General features: G+C 46.9%; 22 protein-coding genes. 8 read left to right on the forward strand and 14 right to left on the reverse strand.

Features of this window, described 5'->3' with window-relative positions; all coding sequences use genetic code 11:
- Positions 1 to 164 precede the first annotated feature (164 nt).
- Positions 165 to 1,856, reverse strand: a complete 1,692-nt coding sequence (locus L4C36_RS16765) for an amidohydrolase (RefSeq protein ID WP_428478949.1) — start codon at positions 1,854 to 1,856, stop codon at positions 165 to 167.
- A 244-nt stretch (positions 1,857 to 2,100) separates the two neighbouring features.
- Here L4C36_RS16765 and L4C36_RS16770 point away from each other — a divergent pair, with 244 nt between their 5' ends.
- The gene (locus L4C36_RS16770) at positions 2,101 to 2,862 is read left to right on the forward strand and encodes a 1-acylglycerol-3-phosphate O-acyltransferase (protein ID WP_428478950.1); all 762 of its coding nucleotides are present in this window, start codon (positions 2,101 to 2,103) and stop codon (positions 2,860 to 2,862) included.
- Positions 2,863 to 3,005: 143 nt separating this feature from the next.
- Here the strand turns inward: L4C36_RS16770 and L4C36_RS16775 are convergent, their stop codons facing one another.
- The 4 genes from L4C36_RS16775 to L4C36_RS16790 all read right to left on the reverse strand — a co-directional run bounded on the left by L4C36_RS16775 (position 3,006) and on the right by L4C36_RS16790 (position 5,626).
- Positions 3,006 to 3,854: an alpha/beta hydrolase gene (locus tag L4C36_RS16775; RefSeq protein WP_428478951.1), complete on the reverse strand. Its 849-nt coding sequence runs from the start codon at positions 3,852 to 3,854 to the stop codon at positions 3,006 to 3,008.
- Between the two features lie 153 nt (positions 3,855 to 4,007).
- The gene (locus tag L4C36_RS16780) at positions 4,008 to 4,598 is read right to left on the reverse strand and encodes a TetR/AcrR family transcriptional regulator (protein ID WP_428478952.1); all 591 of its coding nucleotides are present in this window, start codon (positions 4,596 to 4,598) and stop codon (positions 4,008 to 4,010) included.
- Between the two features lie 152 nt (positions 4,599 to 4,750).
- On the reverse strand, positions 4,751 to 4,999 hold the full coding sequence (locus tag L4C36_RS16785) for a hypothetical protein (protein ID WP_428478953.1): 249 nt from the start codon (positions 4,997 to 4,999) through the stop codon (positions 4,751 to 4,753).
- Positions 5,000 to 5,272: 273 nt separating this feature from the next.
- Positions 5,273 to 5,626 (reverse strand): DUF2750 domain-containing protein, encoded by a 354-nt coding sequence (locus L4C36_RS16790; protein ID WP_428478954.1) that lies wholly within the window; start codon positions 5,624 to 5,626, stop codon positions 5,273 to 5,275.
- 243 nt (positions 5,627 to 5,869) lie between these two features.
- On the opposite strand from L4C36_RS16790, the gene L4C36_RS16795 reads away from it, so the two are divergent.
- The 3 genes from L4C36_RS16795 (at position 5,870) to L4C36_RS16805 (ending at position 8,158) form a co-directional block, all read left to right on the forward strand.
- Positions 5,870 to 6,466, forward strand: a complete 597-nt coding sequence (locus L4C36_RS16795) for a class I SAM-dependent methyltransferase (RefSeq protein ID WP_428478955.1) — start codon at positions 5,870 to 5,872, stop codon at positions 6,464 to 6,466.
- Between the two features lie 120 nt (positions 6,467 to 6,586).
- Positions 6,587 to 7,486 carry an EamA family transporter RarD gene (gene rarD, locus L4C36_RS16800; RefSeq protein WP_428478956.1) on the forward strand — a complete coding sequence of 300 codons (900 nt, stop codon included), beginning with the start codon at positions 6,587 to 6,589 and terminating at the stop codon, positions 7,484 to 7,486.
- Between the two features lie 246 nt (positions 7,487 to 7,732).
- A complete protein-coding gene (locus L4C36_RS16805; protein WP_428478957.1) occupies positions 7,733 to 8,158 on the forward strand; it encodes a globin in 426 nt (141 codons plus the stop codon).
- Between the two features lie 76 nt (positions 8,159 to 8,234).
- On the opposite strand, the gene L4C36_RS16810 is transcribed toward L4C36_RS16805, so the two are convergent.
- The 5 genes from L4C36_RS16810 to nrdD all read right to left on the reverse strand — a co-directional run bounded on the left by L4C36_RS16810 (position 8,235) and on the right by nrdD (position 16,136).
- Positions 8,235 to 8,498 carry a DUF2960 domain-containing protein gene (locus L4C36_RS16810; protein WP_428478958.1) on the reverse strand — a complete coding sequence of 88 codons (264 nt, stop codon included), beginning with the start codon at positions 8,496 to 8,498 and terminating at the stop codon, positions 8,235 to 8,237.
- Positions 8,499 to 8,532: 34 nt separating this feature from the next.
- Positions 8,533 to 10,518 (reverse strand): EAL domain-containing protein, encoded by a 1,986-nt coding sequence (locus L4C36_RS16815; protein ID WP_428478959.1) that lies wholly within the window; start codon positions 10,516 to 10,518, stop codon positions 8,533 to 8,535.
- 185 nt (positions 10,519 to 10,703) lie between these two features.
- A complete protein-coding gene (locus L4C36_RS16820; RefSeq protein WP_428478960.1) occupies positions 10,704 to 12,707 on the reverse strand; it encodes an EAL domain-containing protein in 2,004 nt (667 codons plus the stop codon).
- Positions 12,708 to 13,472: 765 nt separating this feature from the next.
- A complete protein-coding gene (gene nrdG / locus L4C36_RS16825; RefSeq protein ID WP_428478961.1) occupies positions 13,473 to 13,940 on the reverse strand; it encodes an anaerobic ribonucleoside-triphosphate reductase-activating protein in 468 nt (155 codons plus the stop codon).
- A gap of 69 nt (positions 13,941 to 14,009) precedes the next feature.
- Complete coding sequence (gene nrdD, locus L4C36_RS16830; RefSeq protein ID WP_428478962.1) at positions 14,010 to 16,136, reverse strand: anaerobic ribonucleoside-triphosphate reductase; 2,127 nt, start codon at positions 16,134 to 16,136, stop codon at positions 14,010 to 14,012.
- 314 nt (positions 16,137 to 16,450) lie between these two features.
- Between nrdD and L4C36_RS16835 the strand changes: the two genes are divergently transcribed.
- A complete protein-coding gene (locus L4C36_RS16835) occupies positions 16,451 to 17,560 on the forward strand; it encodes a sensor domain-containing diguanylate cyclase (RefSeq protein WP_428478963.1) in 1,110 nt (369 codons plus the stop codon).
- A gap of 58 nt (positions 17,561 to 17,618) precedes the next feature.
- A complete protein-coding gene (locus tag L4C36_RS16840) occupies positions 17,619 to 19,064 on the forward strand; it encodes an MltF family protein (RefSeq protein WP_428478964.1) in 1,446 nt (481 codons plus the stop codon).
- A 162-nt stretch (positions 19,065 to 19,226) separates the two neighbouring features.
- Here the strand turns inward: L4C36_RS16840 and glgA are convergent, their stop codons facing one another.
- Together glgA and glgC are read right to left on the reverse strand one after the other, a co-directional pair.
- Entirely contained in the window at positions 19,227 to 20,747 is a 1,521-nt protein-coding gene (gene glgA, locus L4C36_RS16845; RefSeq protein ID WP_428478965.1) for a glycogen synthase GlgA, read from the reverse strand.
- Complete coding sequence (gene glgC, locus L4C36_RS16850) at positions 20,731 to 21,954, reverse strand: glucose-1-phosphate adenylyltransferase (RefSeq protein WP_428478966.1); 1,224 nt, start codon at positions 21,952 to 21,954, stop codon at positions 20,731 to 20,733. Before glgC ends, glgA begins: the two co-directional genes overlap by 17 nt.
- A gap of 376 nt (positions 21,955 to 22,330) precedes the next feature.
- On the opposite strand from glgC, the gene L4C36_RS16855 reads away from it, so the two are divergent.
- A complete protein-coding gene (locus L4C36_RS16855; RefSeq protein WP_428478967.1) occupies positions 22,331 to 23,761 on the forward strand; it encodes an alpha-amylase family glycosyl hydrolase in 1,431 nt (476 codons plus the stop codon).
- Positions 23,762 to 23,877: 116 nt separating this feature from the next.
- On the opposite strand, the gene L4C36_RS16860 is transcribed toward L4C36_RS16855, so the two are convergent.
- Positions 23,878 to 24,153, reverse strand: coding sequence for a PepSY domain-containing protein (locus tag L4C36_RS16860; protein ID WP_428478968.1), 276 nt, complete (start codon positions 24,151 to 24,153; stop codon positions 23,878 to 23,880).
- Positions 24,154 to 24,509: 356 nt separating this feature from the next.
- Here L4C36_RS16860 and L4C36_RS16865 point away from each other — a divergent pair, with 356 nt between their 5' ends.
- Entirely contained in the window at positions 24,510 to 25,895 is a 1,386-nt protein-coding gene (locus L4C36_RS16865; RefSeq protein WP_428478969.1) for a class II fumarate hydratase, read from the forward strand.
- Positions 25,896 to 25,983: 88 nt separating this feature from the next.
- Here L4C36_RS16865 and L4C36_RS16870 read toward each other — a convergent pair whose 3' ends face one another.
- Positions 25,984 to 26,772: an EAL domain-containing protein gene (locus tag L4C36_RS16870; RefSeq protein WP_428478973.1), complete on the reverse strand. Its 789-nt coding sequence runs from the start codon at positions 26,770 to 26,772 to the stop codon at positions 25,984 to 25,986.
- Between the last annotated feature and the right edge of the window lie 180 nt (positions 26,773 to 26,952).

Here is a 26,952-nt window from a genome sequence, read left to right on the forward strand (position 1 = left end):
ACAACAGAAGAAATAGATACGAAAACACAACCTATGGGTTAATGACTGTATCTACTGAGGGTAGTTATCGCCTGTATCCGTGGTGTTATCCAGTTGTTTTTTTCCAAGCAAGAAACAACTGCGACAGGCTTCACGCTCTCCTTCTTATTGCCAATAAAACTCGGTCAAAACAAGGAATTAGTAGTTTGATTGACCGATTTCATTTTCTCATGCACAAAGGTAATCTCCCCTTGTAACATGGTCATTAAAACGGTGGATTTTGCGATCTGTTCTGCATTCAGTTTCGTTAAATCCTTATCGACAAATGCTAAATCCGCCGACTTGCCAATCACAATACTGCCAGTGACCGATTCAATCCCGAGCGATTTAGCCGGTTCAATCGTGTAGCTCTCGATCGCCTTATGGATATCATTCAGCGCATAGCGTTCTGGCTGCTGTAAGTTTTCACTAATACGCTCAAGAGGCGAAACATATTGAGCTCCAATCCCCCCGCTGCTTAATGCGATACTGGTTGAAAACTTCTCCAGCGCTTTCACGCTGACCACCTTGGCATGATTCGTTGCACTATGTGCAAGTTCAGCGTCTTCCGCGGCATTGAACAAAAAGTTGACCGTCACACCCAACTCATTGAACAGTGGATATTGCACTGGCTTAATGAACTGCATACCTGTCACCGTAAAGCGTTGATCATCGCTATTACGACGCGCATTTTGAATCGAATATAGCGACGCTTCTACTGCAGAATCCCCTTCAGCGTGGATATACGCGCTAAAACCAATTTCTTTCAAGCGCATAAGCCATGAGTTCAATTCTGTGGGTGTAAAATAGAAAAGGCCATTCGGCTCCGACTTAACAGCGGGTTCATGGTAAGGATAGCTCAACCGAGCAGTCCCTAAGCGATACTGACCATCAACATTGATTTTTACCTGATTAAGCAGATAACGCGCGTTTAAATCATTACGGTACATATGCCTGAGTTGCGCCAGCTGATCATTCACACCTTTAAACGGCGATAAGCGGGGTCGCACCGACAATCGTAACCCTTGGTTATACTGCTGTGAGATCTCTTCCCAGAATTTCATCCCTCCCCCGCACCAAAATCCACCTGACTCACCAATACTGGTGATGCCCAAGCGTTGTAGTTCCAGCGACAAAGTGCCAAAACGCGACAAGACCTTCGGCATGTCTAGCGGATAGGTTTTTAACGCTTCTTCTAACACTAGCTCTGACAATGAACCCAATACTATACCGCTAGCGATATTTTCAGCCGTGCGAATAATTTTTCCACCTATAGGATCCACACTGTGCTTGGTGATCTTCATCAGACTTAACGCCACTGAATTCATCCAAATCACCGAGGAATGTGGCTCACTAATCACCACTGGGGTTTGTGTAAAATGGGCATCAAGCCATTCTCTTGGTGTCAAACCATCTAAATCGATGGTTAACAAACCTTGCGCAAACCCAATTAACCATTGTCCTTGCGAAAGCGTTGCTGCCGTTTGGCGACATGCTCCAATAGATACCGTTTCCGCAGCCAAATCCAACTTACAGGCCACCTTTTCAAACCCAATCGTATCAAAAAGGTGAGTATGTAAATCAATGAAGCCAGGATAAATCGCACTGCCTTGGGCGTCGATGTGCTCAGTTGTCGCGGTCACTAATGACTGCGCGTCTTCTGATGGCCCCAAGTAACTGAATTTACCATCAGTAATGCCAATGACGGTATCTGGTGGCATGGTGTAAACCTGTCCGCCCGTGATCATCATATCTAATGATGACCGTGCTATAGCTGGTTTTGCACACAACCCAGCCAGCAGCATTCCAAGCAGTAAATGGCGTAATTTTGATGTCATTGTTCACCCATAAGCAGAATGTCACCGCTAGCGTATAATAGGTGACTCTCAAAACAGAAATGAGATTTATGAATACCCTGTTTTTTGTGAATCTACAACACTTTACCTTATCAAGAACGTCATTTTCGACCAACAACTGACACTTATTGCCTTTTCCCCCTCAAAGTAACAGTATTAGGCTGGTCACGCTGATCAAAAAAACACATAATAAACATCCTCTTGTTCCATATGCTAAGGAGTGCGCGTGCTGACGTTTATTCGACTTTTACTGGCTGCTGTTTTTATGATAGTGATGAGCCTTTTTGCTCTGATCTATTGCAGCGTCTTCAAACCCCGCGATCCCAAGCATGTCTACTTTTTCTGCCGCTGGTTCAACCAACTTCATAAACTGGTTGGAGTCACTCTGATCCAACGCGGATTAGAAAAAGCCCAAACCGTGCCGCGTGCCGTCTACATATCCAACCACCAGAACGTGTTTGATTTCGTCACCTCACCCGGCATGTTGCCCCCCCGCACAGTGTCTATCGGGAAAAAGAGCCTACTTTGGATCCCATTTTTTGGACAACTGTACTGGATCACCGGCAATATCTTGATTGACCGAGAAAATAAATCCAAAGCCCGTGACACCATCCAGCAAGTTGTCACCGCCATTCATGAACGTGATTTGTCTATTTGGATGTATCCAGAAGGTACGCGCAGTAAAGGCCGTGGATTGCTGCCTTTCAAAACGGGGGCATTTCGTATGGCCATTGCAGCAGGTGTACCTATTGTACCGGTCTGTGTCAGCTCTATTCACCATAAGATAGCGCTATCCAAGCGAAACAACGGCATTGTGATCACGGAAATGCTCGACCCGATTGATGTGTCAGGCTATACGCTGAAAGATGCACGAGCATTAGCGGAACACTGCCATCAGCTGATGGCGGCGAAAATTGCCGAATTAGATGAAGAAGTGGCACAACGCGAACACGCCCTTGCCACACAGAATGCACAGGTTAACGGATGAGGGTATAACCAACCGTCGTTGTCATTCCCGCCTCAGCACTACCGTCGACCACCAGCGCGATACGCTAAAAAGAAAAAACGCGTGTTATGCATCGCGTACAACACACGTTTTTTTGTTCGTCATACCGCTTCAGACAGAAAGCATCACGACGCCAACAACAGATCGAAGCCTTGACGCAATTGTTCACTTTGCAAAATACGCCCATGGCCGAGTCCTTCTGTCGCAATCAGTGTGACGTGATTCAACGCCGAAGCCGTTTCTGATTCGGTAAAAGCCGCAAATCGGTCTTGGCGATCATGCACAATCACCACTTTGCCTTGCCATTGATGCAATTTCGCCACCGGATCAATCGAATTCAATGGGCATTGGTACGCTTGGGCAATGTCCTCCACCACCGCATTAAACAGCTTCATGGAATACCCAGAATGCTGCACCGCAGAGACCAGATTATCGGTATAGTTCAGCACAGGTGCCACCAGTAGTACCGGCTTACCCTGCAAACAAGCATGCGCACTTTCCAATACCATGGCGCCCCCCATACTGTGTGCTACGACCCCTGCGATCTGCGTCTGTGCTTCAAGCACATCATCCAATGCACGAATAAACCCCGGTAAGTGGCCGTACAGCCCTTCACTTTCGCCGTGGGCAGGGTTATCAAAGGCTAATGCGGTGTACCCTGCAGCTGCAATGTGTGCCATTAACGGCAAAAATTGTGTCGCAGACCCTGACCAACCRTGCCCTAATACCCATGTTGGCCCCTCTCCGAGGCGGTACGTCATCATAGTGCCTTCTGAGGTCATGATGGGTTGACGAACCAAACCGTCGGGCGCATCAACCTGACGATGGCTTCGTTCAGGCGTCAGCAACACTTTCATTGCGATCTTCTTGGCATGCTGAGGAGCAAGGCGGTGATGTAAACGGGTCGATAGGTTGACCATTGTTTTACGGACATTAAATGTTGCGTCTTTCTGGAAGTAAATCTTGCTACTCATCCTTACCTCTCTAAACCAAAAACATAAATAAAATTCACCGCACAAAAAAGAACGATCGTGCTTTTTTGTAGTAAGCCAATCGCACTGAGTGCTATTGCATAGTGCTATGCTTTGCTGTGTAGTGCTACGCGGCACGGTGCTACAGCAGCGATCTTACGCTCGCCATTGCTGTAATAAGTCATCGATACCCCACCAAAACCGCTGGTGGTCTTCCGTTTCAAGCGCCAAGGAGCGGAACAAATGGCTGCTCAAATACACACCGTACAACTGGTAGACACACTGCCAATTATCCAATTGCGCCGAGAACTCCCCGCTGGCTTTGGCCTTTTCAATTTGATGGTGAAGATACATCAACCAACGGTGCGTCAAATTCGCCAAACCTTGCTGAATTGGATCATCACTTTGTGCGCCGTCTTTCCACGCATCAAGAAACATGCAACTGCCTTGAAATGAACGATTCCATGCGAGCCATAGCGACAGTAACTGACGCAATTTGGCTTCTATGCTGTTGTGCTCAACCTGTCGGGCCGGTTGAATCACCCGCTCAACGAACTGCTGACCAGCAAATGCCAAAACGGCAAGCTGTAGGTTATCTTTAGAGTGAAAATGGGCAAATACCCCACTCTTGGATAACCCTGCTGCCTTCGCCAATTCACCAATAGTTAAACTATCGAGCCCGTCTTGGCTTGCAAGGGCAAAGGCCGTGGTTAAAATGTGCTCGCGGGTATGCTGTTTTTTGTTCATCGCACCTTTGGGTGATCACGCATTCGGGATCAGTATTCTTCATCTCATACAGTTTTAGCACGACCGTACTTTTTAATTCAACTCCGACCACTGCCCGCGTTTCAGATCGAGGCCAGACTATCACTCACCTTGCAGCCCCCATTATCTTAACGTTAACGCTCTGCAAAGCGGAATAAACTATCAATGGTGATTGGACACTTACCCACTTGCTGCACCATATCTTGCGCTTGCTTCAATGAATCGTAACTGCAAGGAATGCCGTAGGTATCGGTAATGGGGTAATCATTACCTTCGTGATCAATGAAATGCACACTCCAGCCCGCGCTAAGAAAATCGTGCACCAACTTCGCTTCCACGATGGCTTGATCAGCCATTAGCTGGCGACATTCTGACAGCACCATACGCCACCTCCCATTACTTCACTTGATTATTCCGCGTGGTTATCGCGCTCGACAACGCCGTTCTAGCAAAAGTATAGCTGATCGTCATACGGTGGTGGTGGCAACAAAATAGCAGAGAAGAGAGGACCTTCACAGGAGTCATGACGCTTACACAGCGCAGCGGAAGGCGGAACAAAGAGGGGGAAACCGCGAGGTGAATATCGACGAATAACAAGAAAGGCTACGGGCAGTTATGCCTCGTAGCCTTTCTTTGCAGCGCTAAACCGGTAAAAATTACAGGTATAGTTTCGCCACGTCAGATGGCTCTAACTCTGAACCAAGTAGTTCAGTTGTCCAGTTAAGGCCAACCAGTACGCCATCTTCAGACAATGTGATCATCCAATCTTCAACGAACACATCCAATGGGATCATCACAGAGACAAATTCAGCCCACTCATCAACACAATGCAATGCTGCATCTGCTTGGTTTGACCAGAATGGCATCACTTCTGATGCTTCAAACTCACTTGAGTCAACAGAAAGCCAGTCACCCTCTTCATTACAAAGGCCCCAAACCTGTAGGGTTTCTTTTGTCTCTGCAACAAACAGATCACAGTTCGCTTTAATATCTGTGGTTAACTTAGTCATTCTATTCTCTCTTGTCTTTTATATATGACATCAACAGCTTGATGTCGGCCTATAATACCAGAGTTTACATCAGGTATACCTATGCTAATTATACTTCCCTGAGAGGATGACGTTTTAATGAAAAACCATTCGCTATACTTGATTTGTTATCGCGGGCTCACAGTCCACCAAACTGTTTTTGGCCTTCGTTGTCTTCATACGTGATATTTCATCTGAAACGTTTTCATCCACTAAGAGGTGTCTATGGCAACCGCCGATTGGCTAACGCACTTTAATAATCAACCCGTGCTGACACCCCGTTCACATTTGGTGGAAGCCCATACCTTCTTAGGTGAGGATTTGACGCACCGCGTCGCCGTCGATTGTGCCTGTGGCACCGGACGAGACACCCTGTACTTATTGGAGCAAGGGTATCGGGTATTTGCCTTCGACAATGACGTCCCCCGCCTCAATCTACTCTCTGAACACCCGCTGCTAGGCGCAAACCCGAACCTGGATATTCAAATCAGCAGTTTTGCTGAATATCAATTCCCCAAAGCACACCTGATCAATGCCAGTGCCTGCCTGTTTTTTTGCACACCGCAGGACTTTAAAACGCTCTGGGCTCGCATCGAGCACAGCTTACAAATCAACGGGATTTTTTGCGGCCATTTCTTGGGTGCTGAAACACTCGAGCCACAAGAAAGCCTGCCCATCCTAACGCATAGCCAAGCCGAATTAGAGCGACTCCTCGCCTCCTTTTACATTATATCTTGGAAGAAAAAGCAAGAATATTCGGCCAATTTAACAGGAAAAAAACGTCTTTGGCTGGTTCATACCATCATCGCAATGAAAAAGTAATAAACACAACAAATAAGCCACAAAAATATTATGGGTAAAGCATAGATTTCTGTTCTTGCCGCGAAATATTCGTGACAAAATACTGCCTAATTCTTCCTCTCTTTTGTTAGGTTTTCATCTATGCAAACGCACCGTGTCGGCAATGCTCTGGCCGCGTTCTCTTTTATGCTTTGGGGTCTTTTACCGCTTTATTACCAATTTTTGCCCCAAGCCAATATCAATGACTTATTAGCATTACGCATTATTTTTTCAGTGCCGTTTATGTTTGCCGTCATGGTGATCCTACGTCGACCAATGCCTAGTTTTTCCACCGTCTGGCAAGACAAACGTTCGTTGATCATGACGGCGTTAGCCGGTTTGATCATGTGCGTATCTTGGTATGCCTTCACATGGGCGATGACACATGATCAAGTGCTCGCAGCCAGCCTGGGCTTTTTCATTAACCCGCTGTTTGCTATCGCATTAGGCGTATTGTTTCTGAAAGAAAAATTGTCTGCCGCACAAAAAGCGGCCGTGGTGCTTGCGGCAATGGGCATCGCTTATCAGGTATGGAGTTATGGTGAACTGCCGTGGATTTCCCTGATCATGGGCAGTTTCTTCGCGCTCTATGGCTTGTGTAAGAAGTTCATCAAATATGATGCGTTAACCTCAGTAACGCTAGAAGCCGCTTTGCTCGCACCGTTTGCGTTAATCTATGTACTCATGACGGGCTTTGCGGGCACCAGTACTGCACTCGGTGCAGATACCTCCACCTTGCTTCTGTATATCGGTTCAGCCCCTATCACACTGGCACCGTTGATTTTCTTCGCCTTGGCCATCAGCCGTACCAGTCTCACCATGGTCGGGTTAATGCAATACATCGAACCTACTCTCCAGTTCATACTGGCGATTTTCTTGTTTGGTGAAGTGTTTGATGACGTGAAAGCCATCAGTTTTGGCTTTATCTGGCTCGGACTTATCCTGTGCAGCCTTGAGGCCATCAGCAACATGTTCCACCGCCGTCGTATACGTCCGGTGTAAAACGGCCGTATCACGGTCAATCCCTCAGCAGTAGGCGCTGCTGGGGGATACCTATCACAACTTCCTCACGCGCTTCTCGCCATTGGCATCATTTCCATTGCATGCTTCTTGTCTCGCACCATACTTAGTGCATAAATGATCTCTCACGATCAAACAACAGTCCTCAAACAACCACTATAAAACACAATAAAAAACACGGAAAAATCACTGTAAAACAACTGAAGGGTTAGGAAGGAACGTTGCCGTATGGATACACAGCAAGTGTTTAATGATAGCTATCAACGCTGCACAAAAGACAAACAATTTTTTTATACGTTTTATGACATTTTCTGGCAGAAAGATGAGAAGTTCCGCCGCATGTTTGCGAGCACAGATATGGGCAAACAAATAAAAATGCTCAAGCTCTCCATTGTGCTGCTGATGCTCTCCACCTCGTCAAAAGAAAGCCGTGAATTATTTAACACCTATGCAGAGCGACATGGCCGTGGTGGCTTAAATGTATCGCCTATCGATTTTGATATCTGGTTAGACAGTTTGCTGGAAACGGTGGCGATCAGCGATCCCCTGTTTAATGCGGATGTCGACACAGCGTGGCGCGCCTGTTTTCAACGAGGGCTCGCGTTAATGAAAGCCGCCTGTGAGCCACACAGTCCAACGTCGACGAACCACTGACAATAAAAAACCCTGTCACAACGTGACAGGGTTTCGTATTTTGGTTCCGCCGTGTCTTAGTGAGAAAGCCCGATGCTTACTTCTCACCAACGCCGCGGTTTTCCTTCTGCGCTAAGGTGATTTTACTAAAGCCCAGCTTACGGAAATGGCTATCGCGGAAATCACGAACCGCTTTGCTGCCGGATGATACCATCTCGACCTGCTGTTCCATTTTTAGGTACTGAGTAAGATCAATCCCTTCGGCTGCCGCCACGGCTTCCTGAATAGAACGATATTGAGAATAGGAAAACGACAGCGTCTTCTCTTCTGTTTTATACGTATAAAGAATAGTGCGCGACATAACGCCTCCAACAGCACGATTTAGGGGGGCGAATTTACCTTAGATCAGCGTCAGATGAAAGGACATTCTGGCTATCACACACTATCTCCGCATTCATTAACTGCGCCACCGACATCGGACGGTAAAAATAATAGCCCTGCACATACCGTATACCACGGCTATTCACAAACGCCAATTCGGCCTCTGTTTCCACCCCTTCTACCACAATTTTAGCTTGGGTAATTTGCCCTAGCTGCACCACCACTTCAAACAAGCTTTTGCCCCGCTCGGTATCCAATGCGGTCACTAAAGAACGGTCGATTTTTATCTTATCGAAATCAAAACGCGACAAATACGCCAGTGACGAGTAGCCCGTCCCGAAATCATCCAGCGCAACAGAGACGCCTAACTGTTTAATTTCATTGATTATCGCTGCTGTGCGCTGCTCTTCTTTAATCAACAAATCTTCCGTGATTTCAATTTCAATCTGTGCGTAATCAAACGCGCTGTTATCAATCACCCGCTTTAAGGATTTGACGAACCCTTTGGTTAATACGGTTTCAGACGATACATTAATCGACAAACAAAAATCAGGCGCTAACGAGAGCAATTCAGCGTCAGCAATCGCATGTTCCAACACCCAAAAGTCTAAATCAGGCATGAGTCCGAGTTGATTAAATGATGGCAAGAACGTCGGAGGTGAAATTTTTCCATTATGGCTTTGATGGCGCACTAGCGCTTCTAAAGCCACCACCTTCCCCGTAGTAATATCCATCTGTGGTTGATAATAGAGCAAGAATGAACCATTGCTTTGCAGGGCTTCCACTTCCTTTTGGGCTTCAAAGTTACTTTGCATGGAAGGAATGAAACTGGTGAGTTTAGTGCGCACTTCAATTTCACTACTGGTAAAGAAACGGTTTTTGAACATGTCCGTCAGATCAATACCCGTAGAACGCTGATCCATCATCTTGAAGAAAGGGTAATACATCAGCATCCCTACCCCAATCAAAAACACTTGAAAACCTGCCACAGCATATGATCCGCCGGATCCCATGTAGCCGCTGATGATCGGGGGGGTGATCCAACTGTGTACTTCGCTCAATGGCGGAATAATGCCGTACGCCATCGCCGCATACGCCAGCGTAAAGCTCACCAAAGGCACGGCTAAGAACGGTAAAATCATGATCGGATTAAAGATGATAGGCACGCCAAACAATACGGGCTCGTTAATATTGAAAATAGTCAAAATCAATACCGTCCGCGCCAAGAGTTGGTAGCCCTTGCTCTTGGCAAAGAACAACATGCACAACACCAGCGAAAGCGTATTGCCACTTCCCCCTATCCCGGTAAAGAAATCATAAAAGTTCGTGCTGATAATGTTGAGATCGGTGCCAAAATTACGCCAATCCGCCATGTTAGCCATGCTCAGTTCATACAATTCTGTTTTGAACATGTGGAGTACATTATGGCCATTCACGCCCACACTCCAGAATAGTCCGCGAATCAACTCATACAGCAAGCCATCGTAAAACGAGGTCGGATCCAGTTCAGGGAGGGTTAAATACGGCGAAATGTACTGACTGAACAGTAACTCAATGAAGTAGCAAAAAACCAATAACGCACCCAGTGCTATCATACACGCCACCAACATATTGGCGGATGTGTCGATGACATTGTTATAACTGGAAAGATTGAGTAAACGGACTTTCTTGAGATGATGAATGATGATGCAAACAACAAACGCAGAGGCCAAGGACAACGCAAAATTATTCGGCAGCATGATCTCCGAGGCGATCAATCCCCACTGCTGGGAGATAATAAAGAAGGCCACTAATGAGCACGATATCGCGGCGGCCTTAGGCAGTCGCCGCTGATTAGCATAATACGTCGCGAGATAAATATTCAGTAGCACAGGAAACATGTGCGCAGTCATGTTTCCTGCATACCCTAAGGTCAGGCTGAGTGTGCCATACCCAACGCTGGCAAAAAAAATCGCCAGCAAGTTAAAAAATGCCGCTAATAGCGAGATCGGTAAGGCCATAATAAACACATTACTGATCGCTACTATATATGGGTTTGTTGACAACCTAGATAACAGTTGAGTCACACACTTTCATCCTGAACATTTTACATTCCCTATAACGCTCACACAGATGACACCCTATACCCCATGGCGATAGGATGTCATCTCGTGTCACCTCAATACACTATATTAATTTACAATGCCTAGGCAGACTGTGCAATTGTTTCATTTTTAACATATTTTTCTTTTACCAACGCTAATACATCCACTAAAGGCTGTGGACGCGCGATATAGTATCCCTGAATCACATCCACACCGCATTGAGCGACAAAGGCCATTTCATGCTCGTCTTCCACCCCTTCCGCGACCACTGTGCACTGGGCGATTTGACCGATTTGTGCCACTAGGTGATACAAACCTTTGCCTTTTTGCGTCGTGGCATCGACCAGCAATGAGCGATCAAGTTTGATTTTATCAAACGGATACTTCAACAAGTGCGGAAAAGACGCATAACCGGCACCAAAGTCATCCATCACCACCATGGTACCGATAGCTTGCAGCTCTTCCATGGTTTTACGCAAATGCACACTGTCACTCAAAATCGCCTCTTCGGTGATTTCAATCGCTAACGACGTCGGTGCAATATTGTAATGCGTCAGACGGGATTTAAAATGCATGACAAAATCCGCTTCAGAAATTGAGGCCACTGACATATTAATCGCCACACGACGAACATGATCCAACGGCATATTTTGCATATCTGTCAGCACTTGCTCAAGCACGGCTTTATCCAAAATGGGCATCGCGTCCAGTAATTGGAAATCCTGAATGAAGGTTGGAAAATACACTTTACCGCTTGGATCGCGATAACGCAGCAAGGCTTCAAATTCTACTTTATGAGGCTCCGCTAAGTTATGCAGCAATTGATAGTGCATCACCAAGTCCCCTTCACGCAGCATGTTCACCATGCGTTGTTGCGCTGTCGCCTTGCTGATGCTCGACTCTGCCGAGGCTCGAATACTGCTCAGCAAGTTTCTGAACGTCATGCGCTCAACGCTTGAGAACTGCGCCACCGATTTAATCGATGATAACCCCTGCCCCGCAAACGCCAAATAGAACGGGCGATAGATGAAGATACCCACCACAATGATCACCAATTGCAGCAATGTACCTTCAAGGCTGTTGTCCATCGCAATGTATCCGCTCAAGAGCGGTGGTGTCATCCAGTCAACAATCGTCGTAACCGGACTCACTAAGCCATAAGACATCGACAAATACGCAATCACGAAGCTAACAAGCGGTACCAAGACAAAGGGGACAATCAAAATCGGGTTAAAAATGATCGGTAAACCAAACAGCAATACTTCATTGATGTTAAACATCACCATCGGCATTGCCGCAATGGCCAGCATGATGTGATTACGTTCTTTGGAAAACAGCAAAATACACAGCAGCAAACTGATACTGTTACCCGAGCCACCCATCGACAAGAAGGCATCATAGAACCCCTGGCTGATCACATTCAGCGAAGCTTCCCCCGCTTGCCATGCGGCCAGATTATCTTGTGTCACGGCATACAGCATTTGCTTAACAGAAAATAATAGGTTGTGGCCGTTAATGCCAATCGCCCCTAATAAGCCAAGGATGCTCTGATACATCAGGCCGCCACTGAACGTCAATGGATCAGGCTGCACCGCTTTTATTTGCGCTGAAATAACCTGCACCAACTGCAAACTCAATGTGGATAACGCAAGGGCCAATGCGCTAAACATAAAGAAGTGTATGACGTGTTTAAATAACGTCGGTGCGAAGTTCACCGCTTGCGGTTCTAACGTTTGCAAATTGATCCGCGTACAGTATGCCAATGTGACAAACGCACTCAGCATCGCCACCAGCGGATTGTTCGGCAAATGATAAGCGGCAGATAAACTTTCATTCGCGATAGAGAAAATATATAACAACGCCACCGAATAAATGATGAAAATGGCGCTATTCACGTTCGTTTTATGGGAGAGGTAATAGCTCGTCACCACGCACAACGAGAGTGGATAAATATTGATCAGCATATCCGACAAGCGGAAGAACATGCCCGCGATTTCCGGAAACTCGCCATAGCGAAAACCATGTCCTAGCAGCACCGCAAGCGCATTCGCCAACGTCAGCGGCAACAACAGAATTGCAATAGCGGATATATCACGCAGATACATATGGTATCCCGCGCGAACAGGTATCAACTTTTTCAATAACGGCTTAATAGAATTCAAAGTTCACTTCCAACCAAATAATACGCTTGACGTCATGCAAGAGCACCAATGCATCCACTTAAATATAAACAGTTATTCATCATTCATTTATATTCAATGCAATATATTTCATATTATTACTAAACTAAAACGTCAAATAATATCAACCACATAGCGTCAAAAAACAGGCATGCGGTTCTATTTCAATTAATTAAAGCTATCAGATTACAGACATAAGAAATGTACCGTGAAATGCACGGGAATATTTTGGCGTAATAATGAAGTTTATCACTCTATGTCTGTCAATCTATCCATCGCAGAACACGATAGCCGGCTAAGCATAACAAATTCATGCTACATCAACACCCTGATTTTTATTTTGCTAGTAATAATTCATGGACGACGTGTCGATTTTTACTTATTCATTCAAAACACAGACGTTAACGATAAATGATTTTTATCGTTAACTTGGAATTTATGCCTTATGATCAAAAATCGCAATGAATGGCAGAAACAAGAAGGAAATTGACGCTCAACAGCAGAGAATAGACGATAAAACAATCGACAACCCACGAGGAATAAAAGTGTAAGTATTTATTTCAGCATGCTTGAAGAGAAGCCTTCTGATGCCTTGTCAGAGGAATGTTAGAAATAACTCACCTATTTCTCCCATAGTTATACACAGAAACAGTGGATAACTATGGAAAATAGTCGGCTGGGCGCCGCTGATTACAACGTGAATTGATGAATAATTTGATTACTGCTGCCACGCCACAATAACTCAGGATCATGTAAATCTTGCTCAAATTTCCCATCAATCAGCACATCCACGCATTCAATCACGGCTTGTTGCGCATCGGTCAAGTCTCCTAACTTATAGCCAGACCACAGCCAGATATCCTTTCCTTCACACTCATCACGCACACGTTTAACCAACTTAAGCACTGTCGACACGTTCGCAGGATGTAGCGGATCACCGCCTGACAACGACAAGCCTCGGCGTTTAATGCGGGGATCGTTCAAATCAGCAATGATTTGATCTTCCATCTCTTGTGTGAATAAATGCCCAGAGGTGGGGTTCAGGGTAGACTTGTTGTAACAGCCTAGGCAGTTATGCTCACAGCCAGACACAAACAAGGTGCAGCGCGTCCCTGGGCCATTCACCACATCAACCTGATAGTAGTTATGATAATTCATGCACTTAACTCCAAAACAAAAAGTGCCGATCAAGATCGGCACTTTTATGACAATTCACTTAGTGTGTGATTACATGTGTTTGACGCGGCGAATCACTTCTTCTTGCTTGCCCGAGTTAAATGGACGCGCATCCGGCGACCCCAAGTAACCACAAACACGACGGGTTACTGACACCTTCTTAGGATCATGGTTGCCACATTTCGGGCACGTAAAGCCTTTGCTGGTACAGTCAAACTCACCGGTGAAACCGCAGCCATAACACTCATCAATCGGTGTATTCGTGCCGTAGTAAGGCACACGGCTGTAACTGTAGTCCCACACATTTTCTAGCGCTTCAACGTTACGCTGCATGTTAGGGAACTCACCGTAACAGATGAAACCACCGCTTGCCAGTTCTGGGTATGGCATTTCAAAGTCAATCTTATCGTAAGGATTCACTTTCTTTTCTACATCAAGGTGGTAGCTGTTGGTGTAGTAACCTTTGTCCGTCACATTGTCTAACACACCAAAAGCTTTGGTATCCAGCGAGCAGAAACGCGTACATAAATTTTCTGACGGCGTGCTGTACAAGCTGTAACCCCAACCGGTGTCTTCTTTCCACTGATCAACAGCATCTTTCAAACGCTTAACAATGGCGATACCTTTCTGGCGAAGGGTTTCGCTGTCATAGATATGCTCACCATCTTGTGCATACAGTGCATTAATGGTTTCGTGGATACCGATGTAACCCATTGAAATAGAGGCGCGACCATTTTTGAAGATATCAAGCACTTCATCATTTGGGTTAAGACGTACACCCAACGCACCTTCTGTGTACAGAATCGGAGCAACACACGCTTTAACGCCACGCAGACGATCAATACGTGTTTCCAATGCACGACGAACCAGCTTGGTACGCTCATCCAAGATCTCGAAGAACTTCGCTTCATCACCCTTGGCTTCAATCGCAATGCGTGGCAGGTTCAAGCTCACTACGCCCAAGTTGTTACGGCCTTCGTGTACTTCATTGCCGTTTTCATCGGTCCAACGGCCCAGGAAGCTACGGCAACCCATTGGCGCTTTGAATGATCCTGTCACTTCAACCACTTTCTCGTAGTTCAGGATATCGGGATACATACGCTTGGTCGCACACTCAAGCGCAAGCTGCTTGATGTCGTAGTTAGGATCAGAAGGCTTATGGTTGATGCCATCTTTGATCGAGAACAGCAGTTTAGGGAAAACAGCTGTCTTCTTATTCTTGCCCAAACCTTTAATACGGTTTTGGAAAATTGACTTTTGGATCAGCTTCGATTCCCAGCTCGTGCCCAAGCCGAAATTCACACTCAGGAACGGCGTTTGGCCATTGCTTGAGAACAGTGTGTTGATTTCATATTCCAGTGATTGGAATGCATCGTACACTTCTTTTTCCGTCAGCTTTTTCGCGTAATCTTCTGGATTAGGAATCGCCCACTCCATTGCCGTCGCAAGGTGCTTCTGGTGGCTAACCGTCACGTACGGGGCGAGCACTTCATCCAAACGGTTTAGCGTTGTACCGCCATAAGTGTGGCTTGCCACCTGTGCAACGATTTGTGCCGTTACAGCCGTCGCGGTTTGAATAGACTTCGGTGTGTCAATTTCAGCATTACCCATGCGGAAACCATTGGTCAGCATGTTTTCCAAGTCAACAATCATGCAGTTGAACATTGGGAAGAACGGTGAGTAGTCAAGATCGTGATAATGGATCTCACCGCTTTCATGCGCCTGAACAATGTCACGTGGCAACATGTGATGTTTTGCGTAGTGCTTAGACACAATACCGGCAAGAAGATCGCGCTGAGTCGGGATCACCTTGCTGTCTTTGTTCGCATTCTCATTCAATAGGTCAGCATTGCTCTGCTCCACCAAACCGGTGATTTCAGCACTTAGCGCACTCGCTTTTTCACGCTGAATGTCACGGTCATGGCGGTACTCAATGTACGCACGCGCAACGGCTTTGTGTGGACCCGTCATTAGGTGATTTTCAACGGCGTCTTGGATAGCATGGATCTCAACCTGATCTTGGCCAGCAAACTGAGATAACACTTGCTCTGCCACAGACTCGGCATACGTGTCATTCATCGCTTCTACCGATTCGGCTGCACCCAATACAGCTTCTTTAATACGCTTAGTATTGAATGGGACACGGCATCCATCACGCTTAATCACAACAGGGTTCACACAACGCTCCTAAAAAATGACACTGTCACTAAAAACACAACATATAGGGTATAACAGTGAGAGTGGTACTAGATGCGGGGTATTAGGCGAGAAATCGAAAAAGGAAACATTGATCTAAATCAATCTTTCACCAAGGCCGTACACCTTGCGACCGATGTTTCCAACACGCTCTCACTTTTCAAAAAAAGTGAGTTCTATACCCCTTCAAAGTCAACCGATTTATTCTACGAGAATCAAAGAAAACACAAATTTTTCCCTTGCAATTTTATCTTCATGTACACTACCTGCTGCACGGTTTAAAGAAGAAGAAGCAGATGGAATTTGATACACGACAAGCCCGATTAGAGTATGCATCTTACCTGCGATTAAGTTATGGCGTGCGCTGGGTATCGGGGATTTCACTGCTCATCATGGGGGTCATGTTGGCCACTATGCTGTTGAATTACATCGAGTCACATACGCACTATCGCACCAGTAGCTATCTGCTTTATAGCTGCCATGCCTTGTTGTGTGCCTGTGGTGTCCTCTTTTCACGTAAACACCCCCAACCCTTCACGCACTGGCAACCACTCCTTATTATCTTTACCGGCCTTTTCAGCCTGACCTGGACGGCGGTGATTTATCACGTCTCGCTCGTTAGTCTTACGCTGACAAGCGCAGAGCTACTGGCAGAACTCATGATCATGATGAGTCTACTGGGCTTTTATGCCTCAGCCAGAACCACTCTTATCACCGTTTTACCGGTATTAACCATCAGCAGTTACATCACCTACCTCAGCGCTGGAGAATCACTGTCGCTCGCTTGCCAGCAGTTTGTGATTACGCTATTGGTGTTATATACCGGCCGTAAAACGCTCTATCACTGGTTTGTGAACAGCATCACCAAAGAACACGACAAACAACTCCTGCTCAACCAATTAAATAAGCTGGTCTCACTGGATCAGCTCACTGGCATCAACAACCGACGTTTTTTTGAGTATGAATTAGAGAAACAATTTCGTGCGAGCAAACGTGAGAAAAAACCGCTTTCCGTGATCATGATAGATATCGATTTTTTCAAGCTATACAACGATAACCTCGGCCACGTTCAAGGTGACGTGTGCTTAAAACAGGTCGCACACCGCTTAAAATCCAGTATTTTACGCCCAACCGACAGTGTGTCGCGCTACGGCGGTGAAGAATTCATTGTCTTGCTGCCTGGAACCGATTTACACGGAGCCAAAAGAGTAGCAACACGCATTCAATCCCAATTGGCAGAAGCTAACCTTTCTCATCCACATTCCACGGTCAGCCCTCGGGTAACGGTGAGCCAAGGCATTGCGACCATGCATGATGATCGGTGGTCCAGCCAACTGATTGAACGGGCTGATAATCACTTATATCTTGCCAAAGCGCAGGGCCGTAACGCCTTTTACGCCCAATAACCGTCTCGTCTTGTCTCATCACCTATACTCAATGGCATTACGCGAATGAGTAGGATCTATGCGAACGATGTGGCGCTATTGCATATTATTCTTCATGGTTTGGAGTGGTTTCGGCCACGCTTTTGAAGTCGCCCCTGTTCCGCCGGAAACGTACACCGGTGATTTATCGATCATGGAAGAAAAAGGCGTGATCCGCATACTGGTCTCTGCCGATCTCGGGTTTTACTACCTCGATCACGGCCAGCCCAAAGGCATGACATCAGAAATGCTGCTTCTTTTTGAACAATTTGTACTGGCCAAAACCCAGCAGCATCTTCGCATTCAAATCATCCCCGTTCCCAGAGACCGTTTGATCCCCTCACTGAACGCTGGCTTGGGGGATATTGCGGCAGCCAACTTAACAATTACAGCCAAACGCAAACAGCAAGTCACCTTCAGCTCCCCCATCATCAGCGATATTCAAGAACTCTTCATCACCCACGCGATGATGGATCCCATCACTAGCATCGATCAACTCTCCGAAAAAAGCGTGTGGGTGCGCGCCAGTTCGAGTTATTACCAAAGTGTTCGCCGCATCAATCATCAGCTCACCGAAGCGGGCAAGGAACCCATGTATGTCCATTTTCTGGAAGAAACCCTGCAAGACTACGAGTTGCTCAAAATGATCCAAGAAGGATTAGTGCCCATGACGGTGCTGGACTCGCACAAAGCGGAGTTTTGGGATTTGGTCACGCATGATCTGCAAATTCATTACGAATTTCCAGTGCGTCAACATAGTGCTATCGGGTGGTGTTTTCGCCAGAAAAGCCCAAAATTGGCCGCCCTTGTGGATGCCTTTATTGAAAAAAACCGCCGTGGCACCTTGAATGGCAACATCATTTTCAATCGCTATCTCAACAGCAAAACCTGGTTTCAACGCGTTGTCAGCCCAAGCAACATCAAGAAATTCAAGCAACTCGAGTCCAAATTCATGCATTACTCAGAGATGTATGACATGAACTGGCTGATTATCGCGGCACAAGCCTTTCAGGAATCACAATTTGATCAATCAAAGCGTTCGCACGCGGGGGCCGTCGGTATCATGCAAGTACTACCACAAACGGCGGCAGAGCCGTATATCAACATTCCAAATATCAGCAGAAATATCGACAACAATATTCATGCGGGCGTGAAATACATGGACTATATCCGATCGCATTATGTAGCAGATGACGAAACCGATGCACTTAATCAGCTTTATTTTGCACTCGCCAGTTACAACGCGGGGCCCAATCGCATTAGGCGACTGCGTGGCGTCGCAGAGGAGCGAGGGTTTGATCCCACGAAGTGGTTCAACAATGTGGAAGTGATCGTGAAAGAAGAAGTCGGTATGGAGCCCATCACGTACGTCGGGAATATCAATCGTTACTATACGATCTACAAACAAATATTCTCACTGCAAAATGCCGCCAGCCAACAAATGGCACAAAAAGCCAGTAGCTTGCAGTACATGATCAGCCGCTAAAATACCTGCTCCTGCTTTCTGCCGCATAAACGGTGGCAATAAAAAACCCTCAACACCAACGTATTGAGGGTCAAAAAGCACGATACCTAGCTTATAAGCGCGCAGTCTGATTCAGATAGCGCGCCATTATTATTCACTGACAATATTTACCGCTTCAAACCATCACACCTGCTCACTGTCAGTTTCGACAACGTGCGCGGTTTGTTCTTCGCCTACATACATGCGTACATACTGCTCTGCGGCTTCAGACCATTCAAAGCGGCATGCCATGGCATTTTGCTGCAAACGCTTAAACTCTTGTGGTTTCTGACAGTAAAGCAATAAGCTACGCTGCAGTTTAATCAACAAAGCCTCAGGCGTTGGGGCATCAAACATAAAGCCGGTTGCCACTTGTGGCGTTACATCGTAATCAATCACGGTGTCTTTCAGGCCACCCACACTGCGCACAATCGGCAGTGTGCCATAGGCCAAACTGTAAATTTGATTTAAACCGCATGGCTCAAATTCAGACGGCATCAGGAAGAAATCTGCACCCGCTTCGACACAGTGTGCCAACGGATTGTTGTAAGCTTCTACAAACGCAAATTTATCGCAGTATACCTCGCTGATCTCGCGCAGCGCAGCCGCTAACGTTGGATCACCACTGCCCACAATCACCACCTGCACATCGTTAAGCAAGAAGTCTTGCAAAATCGGCAATAAATAATGAATGCCTTTTTGTTCCGTCAAACGGCATACCATCCCATAGAGTGGCACATCGGCTTGTGGCAAATTCACCTGCTGTTGCAAATCACGCTTACACGCTTTTTTGCCACGGGCGAGGCTCACTTTGTTGGCTTTGAAATTTTGCTTGATGTACGGATCTGTTTCTGGGTTCCAGTCACCATAATCACAACCGTTCACAATCCCATACAGATCACTCGCACGCTGCTGGAAATCTTGCGACATGCCATGCGCACCCAACTCAGTCACCAATTCTTTGGCGTAGTTCGGGCTAACGGCATTCACTTTATCCGCATACGCCACGCCAGCTTTCAGCATGCTGATATGGGCAGGATCCGCTTCGATCTGCACATAACGCTGTTGAATAAGCTCAGGGATCAAACTGTACTGGTCGTAATTGAAAATCCCTTGGAACACCGCATTGTGAATAGTAATCACGCTTTGCGTTTGCGCAAAAAACGCATTGTCTTCATAACGGGTTCGCAGTAAGAACGGCACCAAGCCAGTATGCCAGTCATTACAATGCACCACATCCGGTTGGAAACCGACTTTTTCACACAGGTCCAGTGCGGCAGCACTGAAAAAGGCAAAACGCTCACCGTTGTCGGCATAACCTTGGTTATTTTCTGCATAAATGTCAGAACGGTCGAAATACTGTGGCGCGTCCACGGCATACACAGGGATATTACCGCTTGCCAGTGTTTTAACCTGATACGGTATTGCTTGTGGTTGCGTAGGGACATGCAGCTCGGTCGAAAGCACGCTTTCACCGTCTTCACGCTGTGCAATTTGTCGGTACAGTGGCATCACGATGCGCACATCGTGCCCCATCTCATGCAATGCTGCAGGCAGGGATTTGGCGACATCCGCCAATCCACCTGTTTTCACAAAACCATCCACCTCAGACGCCACAAACAAAATACGCAGTGGCTGACTGTTCGGCTTATTCCTCGTAACCAATTTTCGCTCCTTTTGGAATAACGACAATTCCTTCGTCTGAAACATGATATTTTTGCTTATCTGCTTCAAGGTTTTCACCAATAACGGTACCCGGTGCAATCTGCACATTTTTATCGATGATAGCGCGACGAATCGAACAATTCGCCCCAATTTTCACATCGCCTAAAATGATCGATTCAGTGATCGTTGTACACTGTTCAACGTTGGTTCTAAAGCCCAACACCGATTTATGTATTGTCGCACCACGGATATAACTGCCCGCAGAGATCATACAATTGTTGATATCCACTTTGCAGGTGTCGCTATCGAGGATGGTCGCAGGTGGAAGCGGCGGGTAGTACGTGTGAAGCTGCCATTGACGGTTATACAGCGAGAACGGCGCATCTTCAGACAGAAGATCCATGTGAGCCTGCCAGTAAGATTCAATCGTACCGACATCGCGCCAGTAACCGGTCGATTTCTCACCACGGATCACATTGGTTGTGAAGTCATAAACAAACACTTTTCCTTGTGGGAACAGCTTAGGAATGATGTCTTTACCAAAGTCATGGCTCGACGCTTCATTCACGGCGTCAGCTTCCAATTCGTCACGCAAAACGCCTGTTTCAAAGATATAGTTGCCCATAGAGACAAGCGCGAAATCCGGTTCACCCGGAATCGATTTCGGATTGGCCGGTTTTTCTTCAAAGCCGATCATGCAACCTTGCTCATCGACTTCAATCACCCCAAAGGCACTCGCTTCATGCAGCGGCATGCGCAGCGCAGATACGGTCAGGTCAGCTTCTTTTTCTAAGTGGTAGTCCAGCATCTGCTTCACATCCATTTTGTAGATGTGGTCACTGCCGAAAATACACACTTGATCAGGTTCTTCCAATTCCACAAAACGCAGGTTCTGATAAATGGCATCAGCCGTACCATCATACCAACGCTTACCCATGCGCATTTGTGCCGGAACAGGGTCAATAAAACGCCCTGAAATGCCGGAAATAGTCCACCCTTTCTTCATGTGCAAATACAGAGATTGCGATTTAAACTGGGTTAGCACATAAATTTTCATCAAATCTGCATTCAGAAAGTTATTCAATGCAAAATCAATTAACCGGTAACTACCACCAAATGGCACCGCGGGTTTCGTTCTTGAATCCGTTAAAGGGCGTAGACGAGAACCTTCTCCGCCTGCCAAAATCATTCCTAAAACACCAGCCATGGTGTGACTCCTTGTTAGTAAGCAACTGAATACATATATACCATAAACWAATACTCTTTGAGAATGGTATTTCCTTAAAACTTCGTTAATTTTTTACAAAAATACCCATTTTGAGTGATCAGCAATTACTCGACAGGGATCACACTCGGTGCAAACACATACATTTGTTAAGAGAATATTAAATTCAGTCACAAATAACTGCTCTCACAAAATACGGCGATAATCTCCTCCCCACCGCGACATATTACGCGTTTAGGGTGAGTGACTACGCCGTCCCCTCCCCCCTTGATCTACGCCCTACGACCACATCAAAAAGCTGAGTACTTCCTGAACATCTGTCAGTAAACTGGCCGCAGTGCATAGCTAGGATCTCATGATGACAACTGTTTCTCTCTCACTGACGCCACCGGCCACCAATGTCATTCTTCATGCCTTTGACTGGCCCTACACCCGTGTCACGGAACACGCGTTGGCGCTCTATCAAGCCGGATTTAAAGCAGTACTGGTTTCCCCGCCCATGAAGTCACTACACCGCCCAGAGGGCACACCGTGGTGGCAACGCTATCAACCCCAAGATTACCGCGTCATTGATAACCAGCTCGGTAACACGGCCGATTTCACACGCATGATTAACACCCTGCAAGCGTGTGGTATCGATGTGTACGCCGACATCGTGTTCAATCACATGGCTAATGAATCAGCCATCCGCACCGACCTCACGTATCCGTCCAAAGACGTACTCAAGGATTACAGTGATCGCCGTGGGTACTACGAGCCCCTCACGCTGTTTGGCGATCTTTCACAGCCGCTATTCACCGATAGCGACTTTGTCGAGGCGTTTCCCATCGAAGACTGGGACAATCCGTGGGAGGTACAACACGGTCGCCTCAGTGGTGGTAAAAGCGATCCCGGTCTACCGACCCTGAATAGCCACGATAACGTAGTAAAAAAACAACAAGATTACCTGCGCGCGCTGAAAGCGTTAGGCGTGAAGGGATTTAGAATTGATGCCGCCAAGCACTTAACACTGGCACACATTCAAGCGGTCTGGACACCGGCGATTTGTGAAGGGATGCATGTGTTTGGAGAAATTATTACCGATGGCGGGGTTAGCAAAGCTGAGTATGCTCTCTATCTGGATCCGTATCTGACAGACACTCGGCTCGGCGCGTACGATTTTCCATTGTTTCATTCACTGTTTAATGTGTTTGAAAAAAACGTCCCGATGACCAGTTTGGATCATGCCTATTCCGTGGGTGAGGCACTGGCGTTTGATCGCGCTATTACCTTTGCTATCACGCATGATATCCCCAACAATGCGGTGTTCATCAATCAGGTGATGACAGAGCAACACGAGCGGCTGGCATATTGTTATATTCTTGGACGAGATGGCGGTGTGCCGTTGATATACAGCGATCTTGATACCAGTGGCATTGAGGATAAAGCTGGTGCACCACGCTGGATGGACAGTTGGAAAAATCCCGAACTGCAGTGCATGATTGCCTTCCACAACCAAATGCACCCTTACCCCATGACACTCTTAGCGGCGGGCGAGGACTATATTCTATTTAGCCGAGGCGAACAGGGGATTGTGGCAATCAATCGCGGTGAGAGCGCAATAACGCTGCCGCTACCCGAAGGGCAACACTACCGCAATGCGCTCGCTCCCCTTTCAGGCACAGGTGCAACCGTTGATGAAGCGCGCGTTGGTAGCGATACCGTAGCAGGCAGCATCACGCTTGCAGGGAAAGACTGCGTCATGTTGATTAACGTGGCGAGTTACGGGAAACCAGCGGCTCTACGCTAACGCAATAATGGTGCCTCGCGTTCATACCGCGAGGCTTATTCAGCATAGCGGCTTAAACCACAACATACTTATACCGTAATTGCTGTGTGTAATGATGCTTGTTGCATCACGCTGGTTCAATCGCGTTCGACCGCCAGCACTTTGCCGCTGAACAAATCTAACTCGACCTCCACTTCATGCCCATCGGCATTGCGAGCTTCGATTTCAATTTCATGTTCATCACGTTCGACTTTGATCTTGCGAAAATCGTGATACCCCTGACTTTGCAATAAACGCAAGGCTTTGGGAACCGTCAATTCCTGCATTGTCGGTTCCACCGGATCAGCCCATGCAGGGAAACCCACCGTACTTGCCACCAGCAGCACAGGCATTAATTTTAGTTTTTGCATCATACATTCACCTGCCTTTTGATCTTACTTGAGAATCGCTTCCCGCTTACCCGGTCGCCTCTGTGTTACGCATACAGATTTTAAAGCACCATCCCTAACACTGATACCTTGTATTATCTGCAATTAGTACACTATGGATTGTGAATTACATCACGCAATCGCCTTATTCTAACCCATGATAGGGTGTCGCTATGCGCCATTGATTAGATTTCAGCAGAGAAATGACCGAGATCGCGCAGTATTTTGGCTCCTTTCACCTTTTCAGCCAACATCCTCACCTATGATGTAGGTATTCGCATGCGTTAGACACCCCCTTCTCCCTGATAGGGAGATAATCGGGGAAACAATAGGGAGAGACCATGACCTCTAAATTTCGCACCGAAACAGACAGCATGGGGACAGTCAATGTGCCCCAAAATGCCTTATTTCGCGCGCAAACCCAACGTGCGATCGACAACTTCCCGCTCAGTGGTATTCCCTTACCCCCGCGGTTTATTCAAGCGCTGGGATTTATCAAACAAGCCGCCGCCCGCAGTAACCTCGAGTTGGGACTCATCGAGCATGATACTGCCCACGCCATCATCGACAGTTGCCAAACGATCATTGAAGGGAATCACCTCGACCAATTCCCTGTTGATACCTTTCAAACCGGCTCAGGCACCAGTTCCAACATGAACGCTAATGAAGTGATCGCCACACTCGCCAGCATCCTGTTAGGCACAAAAGTGGATGCGAATGATGATGTGAATCGAGGGCAAAGCAGCAATGATGTGATCCCCACGGCGATACAAGTCAGCAGTGCCTTGGCCTGCCATACCCTGCTCTTTCCCGCCATCGACCATACCGTTGACGTACTCAATACACGCATTGCTGACATTGGCGATACGGTTAAAACCGGCCGGACGCACCTGATGGATGCCATGCCTATCACCGTTGGGCAAGAATTGGCAGGCTGGCAAACACAATTGATTAAAGCACGACGTGGTATCGAACACTCCTTGGAAGCCGTGACAGCGCTGGCACAAGGGGGCACGGCGGTCGGAACGGGAGTCAACACCGCACCGGAGTTTGCCGTCATTTTCGCCAATAATATTTCCATCTCCACCGAAGTGGCGTTTACCGTTAGCGACAATTTCTTCTATAACCTCAGCAGCCAAGATGCCATCGTTGCCCTGTCAGGCCAATTGAAAACCACCGCTGTCGCACTCATGAAAATATCCAATGACTTACGTTGGATGAATTCGGGGCCTTTGGCGGGATTGCGCGAAATTGAGCTGGAGGCATTACAGCCAGGATCATCCATCATGCCGGGGAAAGTGAACCCGGTGATTCCGGAGTCCACCGCCATGATCGCAGCGCAGGTGATCGGCAACGACACCACGATTACCGTGGCTGGTCAGTCAGGGAACTTTCAATTAAATGTGATGCTACCGTTAATTGCCCATAACATTTTGCAGAGTATTGAATTGCTGGCCAATGGCCTGACCGTACTGAGCGATAAAGCCCTAGCAACGTTCACCGTTCAAGAAGCCACCTTACAGAATGCACTGGCGAGAAATCCGATACTGGTCACCGCATTAAATCCTATTATTGGCTACGCCAAGGCTGCCAGTATTGCGAAAAAAGCGTATGCCGAACAACGCAATATTATTGAGGTAGCCGCTGAAGAAACCGACATGACACACGAACAACTGACCGAATTGCTTAACCCCTACCACCTGACACAAGGTGGTGTGGCGAAGTAGCGAGTAGCGAAATAGAAAACAGAGGAACACACAAATATAAAATGAGTGAATCAGCGCCATGATTGACCAAAACATGGTCAGCTCGCCGTTAAGGGAAAGTCGTCAGCAGGGCCTCGGGAGCCGCTCGCGGGGGGGATAACGGTTTAGGCGGGCAAACCAGTTCTGGGCGACCGGTATAATACCCTTGCAGTAAATCGGCGCCTAACGCGACCGCGGCCTGAAACGCTCGCTTGTTCTCCACCCCTTCGATCAAAACCTTGGCATTGATGTCACGTGCCACCTGTATCGCATCAAAAATGGGCACCGAGTTGCCATCAAGGTGCTGTTGCAGCAGGGATTGATCAATTTTAATCAGTCCCGGTTTTACGGCACGAGTACGAAACTCCGATGAGGCATGCGTTCCATAATCATCAATCGCAATTTGCAGCCCTTCTTGGTGCATGGTGCGAATGGCATTGACTAGGTTGATATCGTCACCACAATAATGCTCGAGAACCTCGATAAAAATATGATCAGGAGACAAACCTAATTCAAGAATGCGGGGAATCAGTAAGGATTGCTCAAAGGCAGGGCTCAAACTGTCGATAATCGCCACCGGGGTCATATTAATGAACAACTTCGAGTCAGGCAGGAAACGGGCAAAGTTTCTTAAATGAATAACACGCGCTAAGCGATCGATATTGATTAAATGCGGTTCGACATTTTGACAAAGATTGATCACATCACCGGTATTCACTAATTCACCGTCTTGCGTATACATACGCACTAACGCTTCATACGCATATCGCTCGCCGGTTGGCGTCACGATCGGCTGAAAAGCGCTTTTTAGCAATAAATGATGGTATTGAGCACAACATGACTCGTCCTCAAGGCACATCACATAGTGCTCTAACTCTTGCCTCGTCCTTAATATTTTTTGCACGCGAGATCCAATTCCCTTGGTTACTAACTAATCAAAATAAACGCTATTCTTTTGTACAAAAGGGATAATAACGCCAATTCAAAAACACATCACATTTTACACAACAAAAACATTATTCAATGCGTTTAATATGAC

The sequence above is a fragment of the Photobacterium japonica genome (genome assembly GCF_050337005.1).
Lineage (GTDB): Bacteria > Pseudomonadota > Gammaproteobacteria > Enterobacterales > Vibrionaceae > Photobacterium > Photobacterium japonica.